The 22634-nt window shown below is 65.8% G+C and carries 18 protein-coding genes; all 18 read left to right on the forward strand.

Annotation, left to right across the window (positions count from 1 at the left end; translation table 11 throughout):
- The first annotated feature begins 194 nt into the window (after positions 1–194).
- The 18 genes from mdcA (at position 195) to LOY53_RS11725 (ending at position 22634) form a co-directional block, all read left to right on the forward strand.
- Positions 195–1856: a malonate decarboxylase subunit alpha gene (mdcA, locus tag LOY53_RS11640; protein WP_252823865.1), complete on the forward strand. Its 1662-nt coding sequence runs from the start codon at positions 195–197 to the stop codon at positions 1854–1856.
- On the forward strand, positions 1856–2812 hold the full coding sequence (locus LOY53_RS11645; RefSeq protein WP_258704038.1) for a triphosphoribosyl-dephospho-CoA synthase: 957 nt from the start codon (positions 1856–1858) through the stop codon (positions 2810–2812). Before mdcA ends, LOY53_RS11645 begins: the two co-directional genes overlap by 1 nt.
- 1 nt (position 2813) lies before the next feature.
- Positions 2814–3113, forward strand: coding sequence for a malonate decarboxylase subunit delta (locus tag LOY53_RS11650; protein WP_085272968.1), 300 nt, complete (start codon positions 2814–2816; stop codon positions 3111–3113).
- The gene (locus LOY53_RS11655; RefSeq protein ID WP_258704039.1) at positions 3106–3954 is read left to right on the forward strand and encodes a biotin-independent malonate decarboxylase subunit beta; all 849 of its coding nucleotides are present in this window, start codon (positions 3106–3108) and stop codon (positions 3952–3954) included. Before LOY53_RS11650 ends, LOY53_RS11655 begins: the two co-directional genes overlap by 8 nt.
- A complete protein-coding gene (gene mdcE / locus LOY53_RS11660; protein ID WP_252823871.1) occupies positions 3951–4742 on the forward strand; it encodes a biotin-independent malonate decarboxylase subunit gamma in 792 nt (263 codons plus the stop codon). Before LOY53_RS11655 ends, mdcE begins: the two co-directional genes overlap by 4 nt.
- A gap of 1 nt (position 4743) precedes the next feature.
- The gene (locus LOY53_RS11665) at positions 4744–5358 is read left to right on the forward strand and encodes a malonate decarboxylase holo-ACP synthase (RefSeq protein WP_252823873.1); all 615 of its coding nucleotides are present in this window, start codon (positions 4744–4746) and stop codon (positions 5356–5358) included.
- Positions 5355–6275 (forward strand): malonate decarboxylase subunit epsilon, encoded by a 921-nt coding sequence (gene mdcH, locus LOY53_RS11670; protein ID WP_252823875.1) that lies wholly within the window; start codon positions 5355–5357, stop codon positions 6273–6275. Before LOY53_RS11665 ends, mdcH begins: the two co-directional genes overlap by 4 nt.
- A gap of 62 nt (positions 6276–6337) precedes the next feature.
- Positions 6338–6760 carry a malonate transporter subunit MadL gene (gene madL, locus LOY53_RS11675; RefSeq protein ID WP_027593479.1) on the forward strand — a complete coding sequence of 141 codons (423 nt, stop codon included), beginning with the start codon at positions 6338–6340 and terminating at the stop codon, positions 6758–6760.
- Between the two features lie 2 nt (positions 6761–6762).
- The gene (gene madM / locus LOY53_RS11680; protein ID WP_027593478.1) at positions 6763–7527 is read left to right on the forward strand and encodes a malonate transporter subunit MadM; all 765 of its coding nucleotides are present in this window, start codon (positions 6763–6765) and stop codon (positions 7525–7527) included.
- 271 nt (positions 7528–7798) lie between these two features.
- On the forward strand, positions 7799–13666 hold the full coding sequence (gene mnxG / locus LOY53_RS11685) for a manganese-oxidizing multicopper oxidase MnxG (protein WP_258704040.1): 5868 nt from the start codon (positions 7799–7801) through the stop codon (positions 13664–13666).
- 18 nt (positions 13667–13684) lie between these two features.
- On the forward strand, positions 13685–15676 hold the full coding sequence (locus LOY53_RS11690; RefSeq protein WP_258704041.1) for a cytochrome D1 domain-containing protein: 1992 nt from the start codon (positions 13685–13687) through the stop codon (positions 15674–15676).
- Positions 15673–16365, forward strand: a complete 693-nt coding sequence (locus LOY53_RS11695; RefSeq protein WP_252823880.1) for an SCO family protein — start codon at positions 15673–15675, stop codon at positions 16363–16365. Before LOY53_RS11690 ends, LOY53_RS11695 begins: the two co-directional genes overlap by 4 nt.
- Positions 16362–17027, forward strand: coding sequence for an SCO family protein (locus tag LOY53_RS11700; RefSeq protein ID WP_252823882.1), 666 nt, complete (start codon positions 16362–16364; stop codon positions 17025–17027). Before LOY53_RS11695 ends, LOY53_RS11700 begins: the two co-directional genes overlap by 4 nt.
- A 173-nt stretch (positions 17028–17200) precedes the next feature.
- The gene (locus LOY53_RS11705; protein WP_258704167.1) at positions 17201–18691 is read left to right on the forward strand and encodes an ABC transporter substrate-binding protein; all 1491 of its coding nucleotides are present in this window, start codon (positions 17201–17203) and stop codon (positions 18689–18691) included.
- 12 nt (positions 18692–18703) lie between these two features.
- On the forward strand, positions 18704–19345 hold the full coding sequence (locus LOY53_RS11710) for a SurA N-terminal domain-containing protein (RefSeq protein ID WP_027593473.1): 642 nt from the start codon (positions 18704–18706) through the stop codon (positions 19343–19345).
- A gap of 248 nt (positions 19346–19593) precedes the next feature.
- Complete coding sequence (locus LOY53_RS11715) at positions 19594–20127, forward strand: response regulator (RefSeq protein ID WP_172960411.1); 534 nt, start codon at positions 19594–19596, stop codon at positions 20125–20127.
- 61 nt (positions 20128–20188) lie between these two features.
- On the forward strand, positions 20189–21859 hold the full coding sequence (locus tag LOY53_RS11720) for a GspE/PulE family protein (protein WP_258704042.1): 1671 nt from the start codon (positions 20189–20191) through the stop codon (positions 21857–21859).
- Positions 21840–22634, forward strand: coding sequence for a hypothetical protein (locus LOY53_RS11725; RefSeq protein ID WP_252823886.1), 795 nt, complete (start codon positions 21840–21842; stop codon positions 22632–22634). The genes LOY53_RS11720 and LOY53_RS11725 overlap by 20 nt, the downstream gene beginning before the upstream one ends.

Below are 22634 nucleotides of genomic sequence, written 5' to 3' on the forward strand. Positions count from 1 at the left end.
CAGCGCTTGGGAGACCGTGCGCCGCGCGGGCGGCGCTCGATCTGCGCCACCCACTAATATCACGCCATACACCCCAAGCCCAACCCACCCTCAATTCATTAACCTGAGCGTAACGATCACCCACCCAGCTTGATTGATGCACCCTCACGCCTCGCCCTAAGGTGGCTCCACGACAGCGAACCCGTGGAGTCACCATGACAACAACCAAGAATCCACCGCCGCAATGGTCGCGGCGGCGCGCCGAGAAACAGCGCCGCCTCGACCGGGTCCGCCACCTCGCCGACGGCGTGGTGCTGCCCACCGCGCAAATCGTCGAGGCACTGGAACTGCTGCTCGCCCCCGGCGACCGGGTGGTGCTGGAAGGCAACAACCAGAAGCAGGCCGATTTTCTCTCCCGTTCACTGGCCAAGGTCGACCCCGCGCGGCTGCACGATTTGCACATGATCATGCCCAGCGTCAGCCGTGCCGAGCACCTGGACCTGTTCGAGCGGGGCATCGCCCGCAAGCTCGATTTCTCGTTCGCCGGGCCACAGAGCCTGCGCATCGGGCAATTGCTGGAAGACGGCCTGCTCGAAGTCGGCGCCATCCATACCTACATCGAGCTGTACTCACGGCTGCTGGTCGACCTCATCCCCAACGTGACCCTGGTCGCGGGCTTCATGGCCGACCGCGATGGCAACCTCTATACCGGCCCCAGCACCGAAGACACACCGGCCCTGGTCGAACCCGCCGCCTTCAGTGACGGCATCGTCATTGCCCAGGTCAACCAATTGGTAGAGCGGGTCGACGACCTGCCGCGCGTCGATATCCCCGCGTCCTGGGTCGACTTCGTGGTGGTCGCCGACCAGCCGTTCTACATCGAGCCGCTGTTCACCCGCGACCCACGCCACATCAAGCCGGTGCATGTGCTGATGGCGATGATGGCGATCCGTGGCATCTATGAAAAACACCAGGTGCAGTCGCTGAACCACGGTATTGGGTTCAATACCGCAGCCATCGAGCTGATCTTGCCGACCTATGGCGAGTCCCTGGGCTTGAAAGGCAAAATTTGCCGCAACTGGACACTCAACCCCCACCCCACGCTGATTCCCGCCATCGAAACGGGCTGGGTCGAGAGCGTGCATTGTTTTGGTACTGAACTGGGCATGGAAGACTACATCGCCCAGCGCCCGGACGTGTTTTTCACCGGCCGCGACGGCTCGCTGCGCTCCAACCGCATGATGTGCCAGCTGGCGGGGCAGTACGCCGTCGACCTGTTTATCGGCGCCACGTTGCAGGTGGATGGCGATGGCCATTCCTCGACCGTGACCCGCGGCCGCCTGGCGGGCTTTGGCGGTGCGCCGAACATGGGCCACGACCCCCGTGGGCGCCGCCACGCGACACCGGCCTGGCTCGACATGACCGTGCCCGAAACGATGCTCGAGCGCGGCCGCAAGCTGGTGGTGCAGATGGTCGAGACCTACCAGGAGGGCGGCAAGCCCACCTTCGTCGAAACCCTCGATGCGGTCGAAGTGGCGAAAAAAGCCGGCATGCCGCTGGCACCGGTGATGATCTATGGCGACGACGTTACCCACTTACTCACCGAAGAAGGCATCGCCTACCTGTACAAGGCGCGCAGCCTTGAGGAACGCCAGCAGATGATTGCAGCCGTGGCCGGTGTCACCGCCATTGGCCTGCGGCATGACCCCAAAGACACCCAGCGCCTGCGCCAGCAGGGCCTGGTGGCGTTGCCCGAGGACTTGGGCATCCGCCGTACCGATGCCAGCCGTGAACTGCTGGCTGCGCGCAGCATCGCTGACCTGGTGGAATGGTCCGGTGGCCTGTACAACCCACCCGCACGGTTCAGGAGCTGGTGATGAAAGTACTCGACCTGCAATCGCATGGGCTGCTTCGCCAGCAAGCTCGTTCCTACAGGTATGTAACGGGCCTTGAAGCCAGTGGGGGCTCTGTGGGAGCGGGCTTGCCCGCGAAGAGGGCTGAACAGACAACCGAAATCCCTCTGGCCGACCACCTGGCGGATTTGGCAGTAGAAGCCCTGATCGACGAAGCCGACCTGTCGCCCAAACCGGGGCTGGTAGACCGCCGCAGCAACGGTGCGCACACCGACATGACGCTAGCGTTGATGCACGCTTCGGCGCTGGCCCTGTGGCCGTGCCTGCGGCAGATGGCCGAAGCAGCCGAGGCCATTGGCGGCGTCGGCCAGCCCTTACGCACTGCGCTGGGCCGCATTGGCCGCGAAGGCGAGGCTGCGATGCTGGCGACCACTGGCGGGGTGAATACCCACCGAGGGGCGATCTGGGCTCTGGGGCTGCTGGTGGCGGCCCGTGCCCTGGGGCCCCACGCTGACCCGTGCGCAGTGGCGGCACGCGCCGGGCGCATCGCGCTGATCGACGACCCCGGCGCAGCATCGGAAGACAGCCATGGTGCCCAGGTTAGGCGCCGGTATGGCAGCGGTGGTGCCCGTGAGCAGGCGCAACTGGGCTTCCCAGCGGTTATCGCGCATGGCCTGCCACAGCTGCAGCGCAGCCGCGCCTTAGGTGCCAGCGAACCCCACGCGCGGCTCGATGCCTTGCTGGCGATCATGACGGCGCTGGCCGACACCTGTGTGCTTTGGCGCGCCGGGCCACAAGGGCTGGCAACGGTACAGCAGGGTGCCCGCGCCGTCCTGGACGCGGGTGGCAGCGCCACGCTGGACGGGCGCCGGCAACTGCGTCTTTTGGATGAACAATTGCTGCAACTGAATGCCTCTCCGGGTGGCGCTGCCGATCTGTTGGCGGCCTGCCTCTTCCTCGACAAATCCGGGAGCCTGTGACATGGAAACCCTGACCTTTCAATTTCCCGCCGCCGAACCGGGGCGCGGGCGCACCGTGGTCGGCTGCGTCAGCTCCGGCGACCTGGAAGTGCTGATTGAGCCCGGCATCGCCGGCAGCCTGCAGATCCAGGTCGTGACGTCGGTCAACGGCAGCGGCGCGCGCTGGACGCAACTGTTCCAGCGCCTGTTCGAAGGCCGCCAATGGCCAGCGGTGAACATCGACATCCATGATTTTGGTGCCACCCCAGGCGTGGTGCGCCTGCGCCTGGAGCAAGGTTTCGAGGAGATCGCCCATGACTGACACCGAACGTTTGTTGCACAGCCGCAGCCTCGTCGAAATGGGCGCCCGCCAGCGCGCCCGGGCACTACTTGACCCAGGGACGTTCCGCGAGCTGCTGGGCCCCTTCGACCGACTCATGTCACCTTGGTTGTCGCGCCAGGGCATCGTGCCCCAGGCCGATGATGGCGTGATCATTGCCAAAGGCCGGTTGAATGGCCGCAACACTGTGGTCGCCGCTATCGAGGGTGGCTTCCAGGGCGGCAGCATGGGCGAGGTGGGCGGGGCGAAGATTGCCGGTGCGCTGGAACTGGCCATCGAAGACAACCGCAACGGCACCCCGACCTGCGCCGTGCTGCTGCTGGAAACCGGTGGCGTGCGCCTGCAGGAGGCCAACCTGGGCCTGGCGGCGATCGCCGAGATCCAGGCCGCGATCGTCGAGCTGCGCAGCTACCAGCCGGTGATCGGCGTGATCGCAGGCTCGGTCGGCTGCTTCGGCGGTATGTCCATCGCTGCCGGCCTGTGCAGCCACCTGCTGGTCACCCGTGAGGCGCGCCTGGGCCTCAATGGCCCGCAGGTCATCGAGCAGGAAGCGGGCATCGCCGAATACGACGCCAAGGACCGCCCCTTTATCTGGAGCCTGACCGGTGGCGAGCAGCGCCATGCCAGTGGGCTGGTCGACGGCTACGTGGCCGATGATGCAGATGCAATACGCCAGCAGCTTTTGCACCTGCTCGACACCCCCAGCACAGACCGTGCTCGCCACTACGCCTGGTACCTCGAGCGGCTGTCGCGCCTCGGCGATGACTGCCCGCAACTGGATGCCGCCGCCGTACGCAGCCTCTACCAAGGAGAAGCCAAATGAACCGAGCCATGAACTGGCTGCCGGGCCTGGCCGGCGGGCAAGCGCTGCGGGGTTACCCCGCGTCGCTGCTGGTGGTCGACGGCGAACTGGACAACCGCCTGGCACGCTTCATTGCCGTGGTGCCCGATGCGCACAACCCGTTCCCCCGGGCGTGTGCGGGCGAGGTCGGTCTGCTGGAGGGCTGGGGGCTGGCCAAGGCGGTGAGCGAAGCGGTCGCGGCAGACCGCGACGGCGAGAAGCGGGCCATCGTCGCCGTCATCGATGTGCCCAGCCAGGCCTATGGCCGCCGCGAAGAGGCGCTGGGCATTCACCAGGCGCTGGCCGGTGCTGTGCAGGCGTATGCCGAGGCGCGCTTGGCCGGGCACCCGGTGATTGGGCTGCTGGTCGGCAAGGCGATGTCCGGCGCCTTCCTCGCGCATGGCTATCAAGCCCAGCGACTGATCGCGCTGGACGACGCTGGGGTGATGGTGCACGCCATGGGCAAGGCCGCTGCCGCGCGCATTACATTGCGCAGCGTCGAAGCGCTGGAGGCCCTGGCCGCCGAAGTACCGCCGATGGCCTATGACCTCGACAGCTATGCCTCGCTGGGCTTGCTGTGGCGACGTCTTGGCGTGGACAACGCCGAGACGCCAAGTGCGGCCGACCTGGCCAAGGTACGTACCTGCCTGGCCGAAGCGGTGCGCGATATCGGCAACTCGACCGACCTGTCATCGCGGCTGGCGGGCGAAAACCGGCGTGCCTCCCGCGAGGTGCGCGAACACTTGCGCCGTCAGTGGCAGGGGGCCTGAGATGAATAGCCCACGCGCGCACGACCTGCTGTGGGGGTTGCCCCTTTGCGCGCTGCCTGAAGATGCCCCGCAGTGGGCGCATCAGGTGGTGGCAAGCGGTCAGCCTGTGGTGGTGCGCCGCGCCGCCTGCGCTGACGGCTGGGTGGCGGTGGGCCTGCGCGGCCTGAGCCGGGATCAGCGGCTGGGCACACAGATGCGCCTGGCCGATATCCAACGCCTGCAAAGCCCTGAGTCCCTGCGCTGGCAAACACCGAGCCCGTGGCCTGCATTGCAGGCGTTGGCCTCGGTGGCCCCGGTGCTCGATACCACCGGGCTGGCCTGGGGGCCGACAGGTGGGGTGGGGTACCAACTCGCTACCGAGACTGGCGTGCTGCACCTGGCCAGTGACCTGGACGTGGTCGTGCGCACGCCGCACCCCCTGGCACGCGCAAAAGCGCGGGAACTGCTGGACATACTGGACTGCGCGCCATGCCGTATCGATGTGCAATTGGAAACACCGGCAGGTGCCGTCGCCCTGCGTGAGTGGGCCGGTGTTGCCCGCCGCGTACTGCTCAAGTCGCCCCATGGCGCGCGCTTGGTGGTCGACCCCTGGGCAGCCTGGGCGTGTGCGGCATGAGCAGCTTGTTCGCGTTCCCCGGCCAGGGTGCACAGCAGGTAGGCATGTTGCACCGCTTGCCCGAGGGGGCCGGCCCACTGTTGGAGGAGGCCAGCGATACGCTGGGCCATCAGGTGCTGGGCCTGGACAGCGAGCAGGCATTGCAGAGCACCCGGGCCGTGCAGCTGTGCCTGCTGCTGACCGGGGTGGCCTGGGCGCGCCGACTGTTGCAGCAAAGCTCCGCCCCCGACTATGTGGCAGGGCTGTCGATAGGGGCGTATCCCGCCGCTGTCACGGCCGGTGCGCTGGCGTTCGCCGATGCCGTGCGCCTGGTTGCCCTGCGCGGTGAATTGATGCAGCGCGCCTATCCGCAGGGGTATGGCATGACCGCGCTGAGCGGCCTGGACCTGGCCAGTGTCGAGCGCTTGCTGGTGGAGGCGGGCGGTGAGGTCTACATCGCCAACCTCAACAGCGAAAACCAGATTGTCATTGCCGGCAGTGAGGCGGCCATGGCTGCGGTAGCCCAACGCGCGCGCAGCCTGGGCCAAGGCGTCGCGCGGCGCCTGGCGGTCAGCGTGCCGTCCCACTGCCCACTGCTAGATGCCCCGGCTGCGCAACTGGCCGAGGCCTTTGCTGCGGTCGAACTGCGAAGGCCCATCATCACCTACCTGAGCGGCAGCAGTGCACGGCCGATCTACGACCCGCAACGCTTGCGCGACGACCTGGCCGGCAACATGGCGCGGGTGGTGGATTGGCGTGCCACGTTGCGCAATGCCTATGAACGCGGGGTGCGCCTGCACCTGGAAATACCACCGGGCAGCGTGCTCAGCGGCCTGGCCCGCCAGGTGTTCGCCAACGGCCGCGTGGTGGCCATCGAGTCCACTCGCCTGGACAGCGTCGACGCGCTAATGCGTCAGGAGGTGGCCGGCAACCGATGACCGTGCTGTGCAACGCGAAGGACAACAACAAGCAACTTCGACAACACCTGAGGACAACAACAATGATTATTTATGGTGTGGCTCTGCTGGCGGTGTGCACGCTTGCCGGCGTTATCGTCGGCGACTTCCTGGGCGTGCTGCTGGGCGTCAAATCCAACGTGGGCGGGGTCGGTATCGCCATGATCCTGCTGATCTGTGCGCGGCTGTACATGCACCGCCATGGCGGCATGAGCAAGGAGTGCGAGTTCGGCGTCGGCTTCTGGGGCGCGATGTACATTCCGGTGGTGGTGGCCATGGCGGCCCAGCAGAACGTGGTCACGGCCCTGCACGGCGGGCCGGTGGCGCTGCTGGCGGCCGTCGGCGCGGTACTGGTGTGTGGCGCGACCATCGCGCTGATCAGCCGCAGCCACCGCGGTGAGCCCTTGCCCGCACTTGAGCCCACACCCGAAACACCTGTGCAGGTTGCCCCTGCAGGAGGGCGCTGATCATGTGGCCGATCATTGATAATGCCTTGGAACATAACGGCCTGATCACCGCGTTCGCGGTTGTCGGGGCGATCATGTGGTTGTCGGTACTGATGTCGAAATACCTGACGTTCGGCCGGGTGCACGGCTCGGCGATTGCCATCGTCATTGGCCTGGTGCTGGCCTGGGTTGGCGGTACCGTGACCGGCGGGCAAAAGGGCCTGGCGGACATGGCGCTGTTCTCTGGCATCGGCCTGATGGGTGGGGCGATGCTGCGCGACTTCGCCATCGTCGCCACGGCCTTCGAAGTGCAGGCCACCGAGGCGCGCAAGGCCGGGATGATTGGCGCTGTGGCGTTGCTGCTTGGCACGGTGCTGCCGTTTATCGTCGGTGCGGCGGTGGCCTATGCCTTTGGCTATCGCGATGCCGTAAGCATGACCACCATTGGCGCGGGCGCGGTGACCTATATCGTCGGGCCGGTGACTGGGGCGGCGCTGGGTGCGAGCTCGGACGTGATGGCCTTGTCGATAGCCACCGGGTTGATCAAGGCCATCCTGGTCATGGTGTTCACCCCGGTTTCGGCACGCCTGTTGGCCCTGGACAACCCGCGTTCGGCCATGGTGTTCGGTGGCTTGGCAGGGACGGTGTCGGGGGTGACCGCAGGCTTGGCGGCCACGGACCGGCGGCTGGTGCCGTACGGCGCGCTGACCGCGACCTTCCATACCGGCTTGGGCTGCTTGATGGGCCCTTCGATACTGTATTTCTGCGTGCGCGGCTTGATGGGCTGACCCACCCTTCACGCATTCTCTGTAGGAGCAGCCTTGCGCTGCGAAGAGGCCCGTAATAGCGGCAACTCTCTACGGTGTTGTCACCGGCCTCTTCGCAGCACAAGGCTGCTGCTACCTGCAACTCCATCCCCCGAATCGGGGAAAACCGCTGGGGAATCCTCCCCAATCTGTTTCGGTTAGCCCTGTAACTCACCAAAAAATATAACAATTCTCATCTGGCATATACCTTGCTCAACCTCCACCCAGAGACCCTGTGTTCCGGAGGTGCAGCATGTCGACCCCGCTCAAAGGCCCCGTCCTGTCATCCCTTGTCCTGGCCCTGCTCGGCTGGGAAGCGACCAGCGAGGCAGCTGTGCAGTGCCAGCGCACCCTGGTTGCCAATGTGGTCGCACTGGACCAGCCGCTGATGTTCAACCGCCTTGGCGCGCAAAACGCCAATGGCATGATGTTCGCCCTGCGCGAAGATGTCGTGGACGAGCACCAGGTCCCGCTTGGCAAAGGCGGGGCCGCAGTGCCTGGCAAAGTCACCTTGCGCCCGGACAAACGCCCACGGCCAATCGTCTTGCGGGTCGCTGCCGGTGACTGCCTGACCGTCAACCTGACCAACCTGCTCGCCTACCAGGCCAACCCCAACAAGCACGTTATCGACCACGAAGAGAACGAGGCCGAAGGTGAGGAAGAAGAAGGGCCGGAAACCGAATTCGAGAACGAAGGCGGTGAGCACTTCGTTGCGGATGAACAAGTCAGCGACCGCCACGTAGGTTTCCAGGTCAACGGCATGCAAGCCGTCAACAGCATTGGCGACATCGCCGCCAACACCGGCCGCAACGGCAACTTCCTGGTGTCGCCGGGCAACACCCGCAGTTACACCCTGTATGCCGAACGCGAAGGGGCCTTCGCCGCAACCAGCCAAGGTGCGACCTTCGGCGGCCAAGGCGGTGCCGGCAACGTTGCCAACGGCTTGTTCGGCCAGGTGGTGGTGGTGCCCAAAGGCGGGCGCACCTTCCGCAACACCCTGACCGAAGAAGAAATGCGCCTGGCCACCACCGGCCGTACCCCTACAGGCCAACCTGTCATCGATTACCAGGCCCGTTACCCGCAGGCCGAGCCCTGGATCACCGAAGGCAAGGCCGGCAAGCCGATCATCGCCATGGTCGATGGCAACGAGATTCTCAACAGCGAGACCGATGCCATCGTCATGGGCCCCAACCCAGACGGCAGCTTCCCCCGTTCGACCTACCCACTGGAGAGCGTCAACAAGCGCAACCCGGCGCTGCCCAACCGGCTGGATGCGTTTCGTGATTTCGCCTCGCAGTTCGCCGACGAAGTGGCCGGCACCCAGGCCTTCCCCGGCTACTGGGCCGACCCGATCATGGGCCACGTGCTGGAGCCGACCCGCGATTCGTTCATGATCAACTACGGCTCGGGCGGCATGGGCGCTGAGGTTGTGGCCAACCGACTGGGCGTGGGCCCGATGCATGACTGCCTGTCGTGCGCCTACGAGGAGTTCTTCCTCAGCGCCCACACTGTGGGCGATATCGGCACGCTGGTGGACGTGCCAGCCAACGTCGGCCTGGAGAACATCCGCCCCGGCGAAACCCCACCGGCCAATGCCGTGGGCGTCAAGGCCAGCATGGCCCTGTACCCGTCGGAGCCGGCCAACGTCCACCACAGCTACATTGGCGACTTCACCAAGTTCCGTAATACGCACAATGGCCATGAACAGCACATCTTCCACTTGCACGGCCACCAGTGGCTGTTCAACCCCAACGACGACAACTCCGACTATGTGGACGCCCAAGGCATCGGCCCGGGCATCGGGTACACCTACGAGATCGCCAACGGCGGCTCTGGCAACCGTAACCGCGTAGCGGGCGATGCCATCTATCACTGCCATTTCTACCCGCACTTCGCCCAAGGCATGTGGGCCATGTGGCGGGTGCACGACGTGTTCGAGGAAGGTACCCGGCTGGAGGTCAGTGGCCAGGATGCAAACGGCTTCCACCGCACGCCGTTTGCCCTGCGCAGTGGCAAGCCAGCCGTCGGCGCACGGGCATTGCCGGACGGTGAGATCATTGCCGGTACGCCGATCCCCGCCATCGTCCCGCTGCCGGGCAAAGCCATGGCGCCGATGCCGGGCAAGGTGGTCGTGGTGCCTAAGCTTGCAGAGCAGTGGGTGGCCGCGAATGAGCAGGACGATGATGAAGACGAAGAAGAGGGCGACGATGACCATGGCCACGGGGCAGCTGCGCCCAAGGCTGTCGGCTCCCTGGCCCTGGTCGACCGTAGCGAGACCAACCGCAACGCCGACGGCACCTTGAAAAACCCCGGTTACCCGTTCTGGATCGGTGGCATGGAAAGCAGCGTCGGCCAGCGCCCACCGACCCCGCCGCTGGACATGCTCGACCCTGCGCTTGCCCAGCAACTGAAGAACAGCGGCAATGCCTTGTGGGCCAACCTGGACCCCAACCAGGTCGATGGCTGGGATGGTGGCCTCGGCCGGCACGCGCTGGATGGCATCTCGGCAGGTGGCGAAGCACTGACCACCACCACCAAGCTGGATTTCTCCAAGGTGGTGCATAAAGCCAAGCCGATCTACCTGCCGGAAGAGGGCACCGAAGTCGAACAGGCGGCCATGAAGTTTCACGCCAAGGCTGAGCACCCCAGCTATGCGCTGATGCCGGGCAGCCAGCCGGTGGCGCGCAACTTCCGCACCAACGGCGCCTTGCCGACGGCTGGGGCACCGTTTTTTGAACCGTGCATGGACGACCGCGGCAAGCGCCTTACCCAGACCTCGGGCATAGGCGAGTTCGCCAGCGGTGAAAGCCTGACCGGCATGAGCTTCCGGGGTGCGTCTGCCTTCACCGCCGACCGCCCACGCATCTACAAAGGTGCCAACATCCAGTTCGATGCGGTCTACAACAAAGTCGGCTACCACTTCCCGCAGGCGCGCATCATTGCCCTCTGGGAAGACGCCTGGCCAGTGATCACCAAGCAGCGCCCACCCGAGCCGCTGGTGATGCGCATGAACACCTTCGACTGCACCATGTACCAGCACACCAACTTGATCCCGTCCATTTATGAGATGGACGACTACCAGGTGCGCACCCCAACCGACGTGATTGGCCAGCACATCCACCTGCCCAAGTGGGACCTCACCGCGGCCGACGGCTCGGCCAACGGCTGGAACTACGAGGACGGCATTCTTTCGCCCGGCAGCGTGGTCGAGCGCGTGCATGCCATTCGCGCCTACAACGGTTGCACCGAAGGCGATAGCCGAGACGGCACCGCCGCCTGCCCAAGCGCCAAGCAGCACCCGTACTTCGGGCGCTTTGGCCGGGCTGACTGGCTGGGCGCGCGTACCGCTATGCAGCGTTGGTTCGCCGACCCTGTGGTCAACGTGCACAACGTCGACCGCGGCCTGGGCACCATCTTCACCCACGACCACCTTGGCCCATCGACCCACCAGCAACTGGGCCTGTACGCCACAGTACTGGCCGAACCTGCCGGCTCCACCTGGTACCACGCCGAAACCGGCGAGCAGCTGTACAACCCGGCTGTACGCCAGGACGGTGGGCCAACCTCGTGGCAAGCAGTGATCAAGACCGGTGACCACGATGGCGACGGCAAAAACGACAGCTACCGTGAGTTCTTCCTCGAGTACAGCGACTTCCAACATGCCTATGAAGCCGGCGTGTACGTGGGCGCAGGGCCGGACGGTATTCCCAATGGCCAGTCGTACCCGGCCACGGCCGACAGCTTCCGCTACGCCATCAACCCACCGGTACGGCAGAAAGCCTCGTCGCTGCTCGAATCGGTGGTGGAGTCGCGTGGTGGCTTGAGCCCTGGCTGCCCAAGCCGGCCGTGCCCACAAGCCATTTCGGTGGATGACCCTGGGATGTTCGTCGTCAACTACCGAAACGAACCGCTGGCCCTGCGGGTGTTCGACCCCAACAAAGTGGCCCCGGACGGCAAGCGCGGCATGCAGGCCGACGGCCTGGGCGGTGACCTGAGCTATGCCTTGCAGAGCCGCACCGACCGTGCCATCCCAGCGATGAACATGGCGCCTTCGGCGATCACCTCAGCGGTCGGCCCAACCGGTGGCACCACGGTGTTCCCGCCGCACATCAACACCGCCGGTAGCGAGCCCGGTGACCCGTTCACGCCGCTGCTGCGCACCTACTCGGGTGACAACGTGCGCTTGCGCATGCATGCCGGTGGCCATGAAGAGGAGCACAACGTCACGCTGCACGGCGTCAAGTGGCTGCAGAATGGCTCGGGCTTCGGCAGCAGCTCCAACTCGGGCTGGAAGGCGTCGCAAATGATCGGCATCTCCGAGCAGCTGGGCTTCATGGCGCCGGTGTCGATGATTTCCAGCTCTGCGGCCACCAACGGCGACTACCTGTACTCGCTGGATGCGGCACTGGAAGGCTACTGGAACGGCATCTGGGGCATCATGCGCAACTACACCACCTTGCGCCCGGACCTGTTCCCGCTGTCGAACAACCCGCAGCCGGTGGCCATGCGCAACACCGTGAACTTTGACGGCATATGCCCAAAAACCACCACCAACGCCAACGGCATTGGTACCCGCGCCACGGTCAAGCGCAGCTACGAGATCGTTGCCGCACTGGCCAACGACATTCTTGAGAACCGCCACGGGGTCAGCATCACCGACCCGGCCGGCGTCGGCCAGCATGTCGGTGGGCCGCTCAAGCCTGGCGGTGGCACGCTGGTGTTCAACAGCCGCAAGACCAGCATCCCGCAGGTGAGCGTGGTGGATGAGGAGGACGGCACCACCTTCACCGTTGGCGGCCACAGCGCACCGCTGCACGACCCGACCGCAGTGCTGTATGTGCGCAAGGCAGACCTGGACGCGACCACCGGCAAGCTCAAACCCGGCGTGCCGGTAGAGCCCCTGGTGCTGCGCGCCAACGCTGGCGACTGCATCAGCATCACCTTGGAAAACCGCCTGCCGCTGGTGATGCCCGACCTGCCAAGCACGGCCGTGATGCAGAACGTGGTCAAGCGGGACCGTAATGGCAGCGAAGGTTCCACAGCGTTCAACAACAACCTGATGCGGCCGTCCAGCCATGTTGGCCTGCACGCGCAGTTGCTGGCCTACGACATCACCAAGTCCGATGGTGCCAACGTCGGCCTCAACCCGGTGCAGACCGTGCCGCCGCGTGCCGGCAACAGCGGTGCCTACCCGAGCAAGGTGTACCAGTACTACGCCGGGCACCTGGAGCGTGAAGGCAAGCCGGTGCTGCAACTGGGCCGTACGGTGGACAACATCAACACCACGGCGATCGAATTCGGCGGCCTGAACCTGACCCCGTCCGACTTCATCAAGCAACCGCAAAAAGGCCTGGTGGGCGCCATGAGCATCTTGCCGCAAACCGCCACCTTCATCGAGGACACCGCCAGCCGTGCTCAGGCCACGGTGAAAGTCAGCGGGCAGCCGGACTACCGCGACTTCGTCACGGTGTGGCAGCGCTCGATGAACATGCGCTGGGCAGACGGCCGCCCCGTGGAAGGTATCGCCACGGAAGGCAATGGCGTGCCGGGCGATCCGAAGGACAACGGCAACATGGCCATGAACTACAAAACCGAACCGCTGTGGTTGCGCTTTGGCATGGCGCCGGACGCACCGTTCGGCCACGCCGACGGCAATGGCTTCGCCGATGTGCCAAACGCCCACATGGCCTACAGCAACGCCCTGGTCGGTGGCGACCCACAAACGCCCGTGCTCTGGGCCAAGCCCGGCCAGCCGGCACGCAGCCATGTGCTGATGCCCAGCGGTGGTAGCCGCGGCATCACCTACCAGCTGGACGGGCACCTGTGGCCACTGCACGCCTACCAGGCCGAGAAGAACGACGCCGATGGCTACCCGATGAACCTGCCAGGCATCGGTTCGGTGCGCTTCGGCTTCAACCCGATGTCGATCTACATCGGTGCCCAGGAAAGCGTACTGCCGGCGGCGCACTTCAGCTTCATGCTGCCCAGCGCGGGTGGTGCCAACGCGGTGCCGGGGGACTACCTGTTCCGCGACTATGCCGCCTACGGCAACCTTTCGGGGCTGTGGGGGATTTTGCGGGTCAGCAACGAAGCGCCGCCCGCAACGGCTGCGCCACAATAACGACACGGGAGTGCGAGCATGAACAAGAAGACTCGCCCTGCTTACTTGGGGGTACTGCTGGGAGTGGCACTGATCGGCCTGGGCGTGGCATATGAGCAGCTCTGGTGCGACCCACGCGAACTGCTGCAGGAGCCTGCCGACCCGCAGGCCCTGCACCGGCTCAGCCGGGACGGGGTGACTGTAGAGTTCGAGGCGCGGCCGGTGGCCGGGGGTGAACTGCGTGAAGGCGCCTTCGCCAACGTGCGCTTCAAGGTCAGCGACCAGACCAGCGGCCAGCCGCTGTCGGGCATGGCGCCGGGGGCCTGGATCGACCCGGCCCAGTCGGCACCGGTCGGCGACCGCGACCAAAGCTGCAAGGCCCGTGTCGCGCTTTTTCTGAAAAGCAGCATTGGTGCCCGGCCGTTGCTCGACCTCAACAGCTACTTCCTGTTGATGCTGAACAAGGACGCCAGCCTGACGGTCATCGACCCGACGGTTTCGGTGGGGGGCGTCACCAGCACCATGGCCCGTATCGAACTGCCAGGCAGGCCCATGGACTGGGCGGCCACCGGCGACGACAAACAGGTATTCGTGTCGATCCCGGAGCGTGGCAAGGTGGCGGTGATCGATACCGAGACCTTCACCCGCGTGGCCGACCTGGATGCTGGCGACCAACCGACGCGGGTGGCGCTGCAACCGGACCAGCATCGGCTGTGGGTCGGCAACAACAGCAGCGACCCGGCCAAGGGCGGGGTAACGGTGATCGACGTGCCCGGGCGCAGCACCCTCAAGTCCTTCGCCACTGGCTCCGGGCACCACGAGATTGCCTTCAGCAGCGACTCGCGCTACGCCTTTGTCAGCAACCGCGACAGCGGCACCCTGAGCATCATCGACATCCCTGAAATGCGCCTGGCCAAGACCCTGGAGGTGGGGCCGCACCCGCTGTCGGTGAGCTACTCGGCGCTGTCCCAGGCGGTTTACGTGGTCGACGGCCAAGAAGGCACGGTGCGGGTCATCGACGCCCGCAGCCATCAACCGCGCCACACCGTCACGGCGGAACAGGGCCTGGGCCCGATGCGTTTTAGCAGCGACGGGCGCTACGGCATCGTGCTCAACACCCTGGAGAACCAAGCCTTGGTGATCGATGCCAGTACCGACACGCTCATCCACCGCATCCCGGTGGCGGCCGAACCCTACCAACTGACCTTTACCAAGGGCTATGCCTACGTCCGCGGCCTGGCCTCGCCCAAGGTCAGCATGATCAACCTGAGCAGCCTTGGGGAAGGGCGTTCGCCGATCGTCCAGGGCTTCGACGCCGGCCCTGCCGCGCCGCGCCAAGCCGGTGATCTGCCGCTGGCACAAGGGTTATCGGTGTCGCGTGACGACAACTCGGTGTTCGTGGTCAACCCGGTGGACAACACCACCTACTTCTACGCCGAGGGCATGAACGCGCCGATGTCGGGCTACAACAACCGCGGCCACCAGGCCCGCGCCGCCATCGTCGTCGACCGCAGCCTGCGCGAGGTGGCCCCAGGGGTGTACGGCTCGACGGTGAAGCTGCCGGCGGCCGGCAAGTTCGACGTGGCCTTCCTGCTCAACCAGCCGCAAATCATCCACTGCTTCAGCACCGATGTGGGCGAGGCGCCAAATGCCCGCAAGCACAAGGGCGCGCATGCCGAGTTCCTTGGCCTTGAGCAGCCTTTGCCGCAGCACGGCGCCTTCACCGCACGGGTGCGCATCGTCGGCGACGACGGTGAACCGCGCCTGGGCCTGAATGACCTGAGCCTGCGCTACTTCCTGGCGCCGTCGTCGATGCCGCGCAACCTGCGCCTCGAAGAAGTGGGCGAGGGCGTCTACCAGGCGGCCTTGACCCTGCCCGAAGCCGGCGCCTGGTACCTGCATGTGCAGTCACCGTCGCTGGGCCGCAAGTTTGCCGAAGAGAATTACACCAGCCTGCGTGTCCTGCCAGCCTCGGCCTCCACGGCGTCCCAAGAGGACGCTTCCCAGATGCAAACCAGGAGTGTGCGATGAACGCCAAGCATGCTTTCACACGGCTGGGCCTAAGCCTGGCGCTGCCGCTGTTGATGTCCAGCAACCTGGCCCTGGCCCATGCCGGGCATGACCACAGCGGCCATGCCGAGCAACCGCCCACCGCGCGACAGGAGAAAGCCAGTGTGCGCTTTGCCGATGTCTCGCTGCTGGACCAGGACGGCATGCCTGTGCGCCTGGAGAAGGACCTGGTCGGCGATCACCTGGTGGTGATGGGTTTCATCTACACCAGTTGCACCACGGTGTGCCCAGTGGTGTCGTCGATCATGGGCAAGGTCCAGCAGCAGTTGGGCGGCCGTGTGGGTGAAGAAATCCACCTGGTGTCGATCAGCGTCGACCCCCAGCGCGACGATTCCAAGCGCCTGCAGAGCTACGCCAAGGCCTTCCAGAAAGGGCCGGGCTGGAGCTGGCTGACCGGTACGCCGTACGCCATCACTGAAACCCTCAAAGGCCTGGGCAGCTTCAGTGCCGACCTCAGCCAGCACCCGCCGCTGATTCTGGTGGGCGATGGCCGCAGCGGCCACTGGACCCGCTACTACGGCTTCACCGACCCGGCGGTACTGGTCGCGGAAATCAACCGCCTCAGCGCCCGCCGGGTGCATGCCAAGAGCACGGCCATCGCCGAACACCATGCCGACCACACCGGCGACCATAACGAGGTGCAACCATGAGCCATCTGATCTCACGCCGCGCCGGCATGCGCGGTCTCGACTGGCTGGTACTGGGCGGTTGCCTGTGGATTCTTGCCTCGGTCGCATTGGCCCATGAAGGCCATGCCCAGCAGGCGCCCGAGCCACAGGCAGCGCCCCAGGCGATGACCAGCGGCGGGGGCACCCGCGATGCCCAGACCTGGTTCACCGACACCGTGCTCAAGGACCAGAACGGCCGCGACCTGCGCTTCTACAGCGATGTGCTCAAGGACAAGGTGGTGATGCTTAACGTCATCTTCACCCACTGCACCGACGCCTGCCCGTTGATCACCCGTAAGCTGCGCGAGGTACGCGAGGCCATGGGGCCGGCGTTGGCCGGGCAGGTGACGTTCGTCTCGATCAGCAGCGACCCGCTCAACGACACCCCGGCAGCGCTCAAGGCCTTTGCCGAGAAGCAGGGCGTGGATGGCCCCAACTGGCTGTTCCTGACTGGCGACAAGGCCAGTGTCGACCTGGTACTGGGCCGCATCGGCCAGTTCCTGCCCAGCCCCGAACAGCATTCCACGCAGCTGATTGCCGGTGACGTGGCAGGCAAGCGCTGGAGCAAGATCCGCCCCGATGCGCCAGCGATGGCGATCGCGCAGCGCATGCAGCTGCTGGCCCAACCACTGGCGGGGCGGTGACGGCCATGAATGCCTGGACTGCATTGCGCTGGCCCCATCGCCGGCAAGCCGGCTCCCACAGGGTATGCACAACTTTCAGCGGCAGCGCTATCCCTGTGGGAGCCGGCTTGCCGGCGATGGGGCCAGCGCAGGCAAGAAATGCCCTCATCAGGTCCCTGACCTTGCTCATCACCATGAGCCTATGCAGCACAGCCTTCGCCCTCGACCTCACCGAGCACGAACAGGCCGGCAAACGCCTGTACCGCGAAGGCCAGTCGAGCAGCGACGCACAATTGCTGGCGCGCGTCGGCTCCAGCGACATGAGCGTCCCTGCCAGCGTCTTACCCTGTGCTAGCTGCCACGGCACCGACGGCCGCGGCCGCGCCGAAGGCGGTGTACGCCCGCCGAGCCTCGACTGGCAACGCCTGGCCCTGGGCCAGGGCGAGCGGCAGGCCAATGGCCGCAGTTATCCGCGTTACACCGACGCCAGCCTGGCCAGGGCGATCCAGCAGGGGGTGGACCCTGCCGGCAATCGCCTGGACGCCGCCATGCCGCGTTTCGAATTGACCCTGGCCGACCAGCGCAACCTCACCGCCTACCTCAAACGCCTGGCCGAAGAGCGCGACCCGGGCGTGGAGGAGGGCGTGCTGCGCCTGGGCACTTTGCTGCCGGCCTCCGGCCCACTGGCCGAAGCAGGGCACGTGGTGCGCGCAGTACTCGAAGACGGCCTGGCGCAACTCAACCAGCAAGGCGGTGTGCACGGGCGGCGCCTGGAACTGGTGGTGCTCGACCCTGGCAGCGACGCCGACAGCGCCGAGCAGGCCCTTCGCCAACTGCTGGGCAAGGAGCAGGTGTTCAGCCTGATTACCCCCCTGGCACCCATGCTCGACCAGCGCCTGACCGCGGTGTTGGCGCAGCAGAACGTGCCGCTGATTGGCAACACCCCGCGCAGTGGCGGCAGTGCGCAGATCTTCGACCCGCTGCCGGGCTTGCCTGCGCAACTGCTGAGCCTTGCCGGCCACGCCCGTGACACCTTGGGCCTCGCCCCAGATGGCTTGCGCGTGGTGTATGCCGGTGACGAGCAAGCGCCGCTGGCCGAGCAGGTGCGTGAACACCTTGTGCAGCAAGGCTGGGCCCCCGGCGCCCTGCAGCCCTTCGACGGCCAGGCGGTGGACGGCCAAGGCATTGTCTTCGTTGGTCGCGCCCAGGCCTTTGCCGAATTGGCTGCCGCGTTGCAGGCGGCAGGCCGTCAGCCTTACCTGTTTGCAGCGTCCAGCCAGGTGGTCGGGGCCGTGGCGAACTTGCCTGCGCAGTGGTCGCAGCGCGTCTACCTCGCTTACCCATTCGTGCCCGAAGACTGGACTGAGCAGGGCCTGGCGACCCTCGCCGGGCTGCAACAACGCCAGGGCCTGGACCCGCGTCAGGCGTCCTTGCAGGTCAACACCCTGTGCGCCTTGCGCTTGCTGACAGAGGCCCTTAAACAGATCGGCCGAGATGCCAGCCGCGAGCAACTGATCACGGCCCTGGAGGGCCTGCACGACGTCACTACCGGCCTCACGCCAGCGCTGGGCTTCGGCCCCGGTCGCCGGCAGGGCATGGCCGGTGCCCACGTGGTGGCGGTGGCCTTGCCCGGGCCGCGCTTCACCTCGGTCACCCCGTACCGGCCAGTGCCGGACACCCCTTGAGCGGAGGTTGCCATGCGTACCCTGTTGCTGTGCCTGTTGCTGCTGGTCGCCAAGGCGAGTTGGGCCGATGTGCCGGCCGCGCGGGTAAACGGTGTCGAGATCGATGTGATGCGCCTTGAGCGCTACTTCACGGAATACCTCGAAGCCCAGGGCCGCGCGGTGGCCAGCATCCGCAACCCGACCCTGTACAAGCGCCTGCGCGACCAGGCCTTGGACGAGCTGATCGACAAGGAGCTGCTGTGGCAGGAGGCCCAACGCCAGGGCATCGGCATCAGTGATGAACAGGTGTCTGCCCAAGTTGGTGAAGTGGAGGCGGCGTTTGGCAGCCCGACAGTGTTTGAACGGCGTCTGGCGCAGGCAGGCTTCGATAGGGCAGAGTACGCTGATTACACCCGTCGCGAGCTGGCTGCCCAGCGGGTGTATGCCCAGCTCAGCGCGGTCGACGCGCCCAGCCAGGCCGAGGTGGAGGCCTTCTACATGGCCAATCGACAAAGACTGCAAGGAGCGCAGAACCAAAGTGATAACCCTTCTGTCATACGGGAACAGGGCCTGGTCTTGGCCAGGGCCTCGCTCATCGGGCAATTGCAGGCGCAAGCGCGGCAAGCTGTGCGCCAACGTTTGCGCGAATCCGCTAAAGTGGAAATCGCCGACTGAAGGCCCCGATGGCGTTTCCCCAAAGCTGGGGAATAACGACTTGGCAAAGTGCCATCAGGTCCCCCGGATGTGGGGAACCGGGCGAGCTCGCCTGCTCGCTGCGCCTGGGGTGTTTTCGGGCACCCTTGCCAGATCAACGACTTACAGTGGTGCAGCATGACTATTCACGCCTGGCACGAAGCCTGCTCAAGCCTTATCGAGGCCGCACTTCGCAGACCGGGAAACCGGGCAGTATTTGGGAGTCGACCTTGGTGAACAGAGTATTGGTAGTCGATGACGAACAGACTCTTGCGCAGAACCTGCAGGCGTATTTGCAGGCGCAAGGCCTGGAAGTTCATGTTGCCCACGACGGTGCCAGTGGTATCGAGCAGGCTGAACGCCTGGCACCGCAAGTGATCGTGCTGGATTACCGCTTGCCCGATATGGAGGGTTTTCAGGTACTGGAGACCGTGCGCAAGAACAGGCAGTGCCACTTCGTGCTGATCACCGCCCACCCGACCGCCGAGGTCCGTGAGCGAGCCGCCGAACTTGGCGTGACCCATGTCCTGTTCAAACCGTTCCCATTAGCGGAACTGGCGCGCGCGATCCTCGACCTGATGGGCATCGAGCGCCGGCGCAGGGCCACGGACAACCCGGCAGAAGGGTTCGTCGAACGACGCCAGACCAGGAACGAATCGTTCCCCCTGCAGTTGTACGATGGTAGCTGGGTACTGGCCGACCGCCGCCGTAATGGCGCCAAGCCCCCAGGTCCGGATGACGAACAACTGCTCACAGGGGAATAGCGGCGCCCGCTGCCCTGGCTGAGCCAGCCTGCGACGCGCCCCCTGAGCGGAGTCGCAGGCCATGTCCGAAGTACTCGAGATTGTCGGTTTTACACGCGAGCTGCTGGCCCAGGCCCGTTTGCAAGCCAGTGACGAACGCCTGCTCAATTGCCTGGAGCGCCTGGCCAACGACACCCCGGACACCTTCACCCGCCGCCTCGGCATCACCCTGCATTACCCCGTGCTGCACAGCCAGGCGCTGCTGGCCAGCACCCCCCGCTTCGACAAGGTCAGCCTGGCCCAGTGCCTGAAACGCGAGTTCGTGCTGATCGAGCAGGGCGGCGAACTGCTGGGTGTGTTCGCCGACCCCTTCGACCCTGCGCGCCTGGCCTGGATCGACGACGTGCTGCAAGGCGCGCCGCTGTACCTGGCGCACGCCGCCGAGCTGGCGACGTTTCTGGCCCGCCATGAAGAAAGCTTCCACGCGGTCGATGCGCTTGACCACGACAGTGAAGCCAGCAGCGAAAGCGACCCGCTGCAGCGCCTGTCGCTGACCAGCATCAGCGAAGACCAGAGCCGCGTGGTCAAGCTGGTCAACTCGACCCTCTACGACGCCCTCAAACTGCACGCCAGCGACATTCACCTGGGCATGACCGGCCAGGGCCTGACCATCAAGTACCGTATCGACGGTGTGCTCAACGGTGCCGGCAAGGCCAGCGGCAGCGCCTTCGCCGACCAGGTGATCTCGCGCATCAAGGTTATGGCCGAGCTCGACATCGGCGAGAAGCGCGTGCCCCAGGACGGCCGTTTCAAGGTCGCCGTGGGTGAGCGGCAGATCGACTTCCGCGTCTCGATCATGCCCAGCATCTTTGGCGAAGACGCCGTGCTGCGGGTGCTCGACAAACAGGACCTGTCCGACAAGGTGAGCGGCGTGCAGTTGCAGGCCCTGGGCTTTGCCGACGAAACCCTGCGTGCCTTGCGCCGGCTGGCCGCCGAACCCTACGGCATGATTCTGGTCACCGGCCCCACCGGCAGCGGCAAGACCACCACCCTGTACGCCATGATCAGCGAGATCAACCACGGCGTTGACAAGATCATCACCATCGAAGACCCGGTCGAATATCAACTGCCCGGCGTGTTGCAGATCCCGGTCAACGAGAAGAAGGGCCTGACCTTTGCCCGCGGCCTGCGCTCTATCCTGCGCCACGACCCGGACAAGATCCTGGTCGGCGAGATCCGCGACCCGGACACAGCACAGATCGCCGTGCAGTCGGCCCTGACCGGGCACCTGGTGTTCACCACCATCCACGCCAACAACGTCTTCGATGTGATCGGCCGCTTCAGCCAGATGCAGGTCGACCCCTACAGCTTCGTCTCGGCGCTCAACGCCATCCTGGCTCAGCGCCTGATCCGCCTGGCCTGCCCGCACTGCGCCAGCGCCTGCGAAGTGGACGAAGAAACCCTGCTGGCCTCGGGCCTGACCCGCGCCTCCGTGGCCGGCTGGACGTTCGTCCGCGCCCAGGGCTGTGGCCAGTGCCGCGGCAGTGGGTATCGCGGCCGCAGCGCCATCGCCGAGCTGCTGCACCTGGACGATGACCTGCGGCAGATGATCGTCGAACGCCGCCCCCTGTCGCAGATCAAGACACTCGCCTGCCAGCGCGGCCTGCGCTTGCTGCGGGCCTCGGCCCTGGACCTGGTCCGTGACGGCCGCACCACCCTTGAGGAGATCAACCGTGTCACATTCATTGCGTGATCGTGCTGCTCATAAATACTGTGCCGTGCTTGGCGCCGAGGGTGTTGGCCTGGGTTGCTGGAAAGGCAATCAACACCAGTGGCTGGGCAGCCGCGAATTCAGTTGCGACGCCGCCCAACCGGCCTGGGAAGCTGCCGTCGAAGCGCTGGGCGCACTGCTGGCCGAGCACGCCGTACGCGGCGCCCAATTGCGGGTGTTGCTGTCAGCCCGCTACAGCCGCTTCTGCCTGGTGCCGTGGAGCGATGCCATTGGCCATCCACGCGAGCTGGATGCTTATGCGCGGGCCTGCTTCGAGAACCTCTACGGCCAGTCGCTGGGTGACTGGCGTATCGTCCTCTCGCCGGAGCCGGCAGGTGCCGCACGCATTGCCACGGCGTTGCCCGAGGCCTTGCTGCAACGGCTGCAGGGGCTGGGCCGGGAAAGCCGCCTGAGCCTGCGCTCGGTGCAGCCGTACCTGATGGCGGCCTACAACCGTTGTTCGGCGCAGCTGGCACAAGGCGACTTCCTGTTCGTCCTCGCCGAGCCGCGCCGCAGCGTGCTGTTGCTGGCTGCTGGCGGTGCCTGGCAGCAGGTGCTGGCGCAAGGCTGTGCCGATACCGACCAGGCCCTGCAAGCGCTGATCGAGCGCACCTGCGAGCTGTACGGCGAGCATCTGCCACGGGTCTACCTGCATGCCCCCGGCCGCGGCGACGTGCCGCAACTGGCAGCGGTGCAGCTGTGCCAGCCGGCCAGCGAAGCCGACCCGCTGTGCGCCATGTGGCGGGCGGTGGCCTGA

Source organism: Pseudomonas sp. B21-031 (assembly GCF_024748985.1).
In the GTDB taxonomy this organism is placed as follows: domain Bacteria; phylum Pseudomonadota; class Gammaproteobacteria; order Pseudomonadales; family Pseudomonadaceae; genus Aquipseudomonas; species Aquipseudomonas kermanshahensis.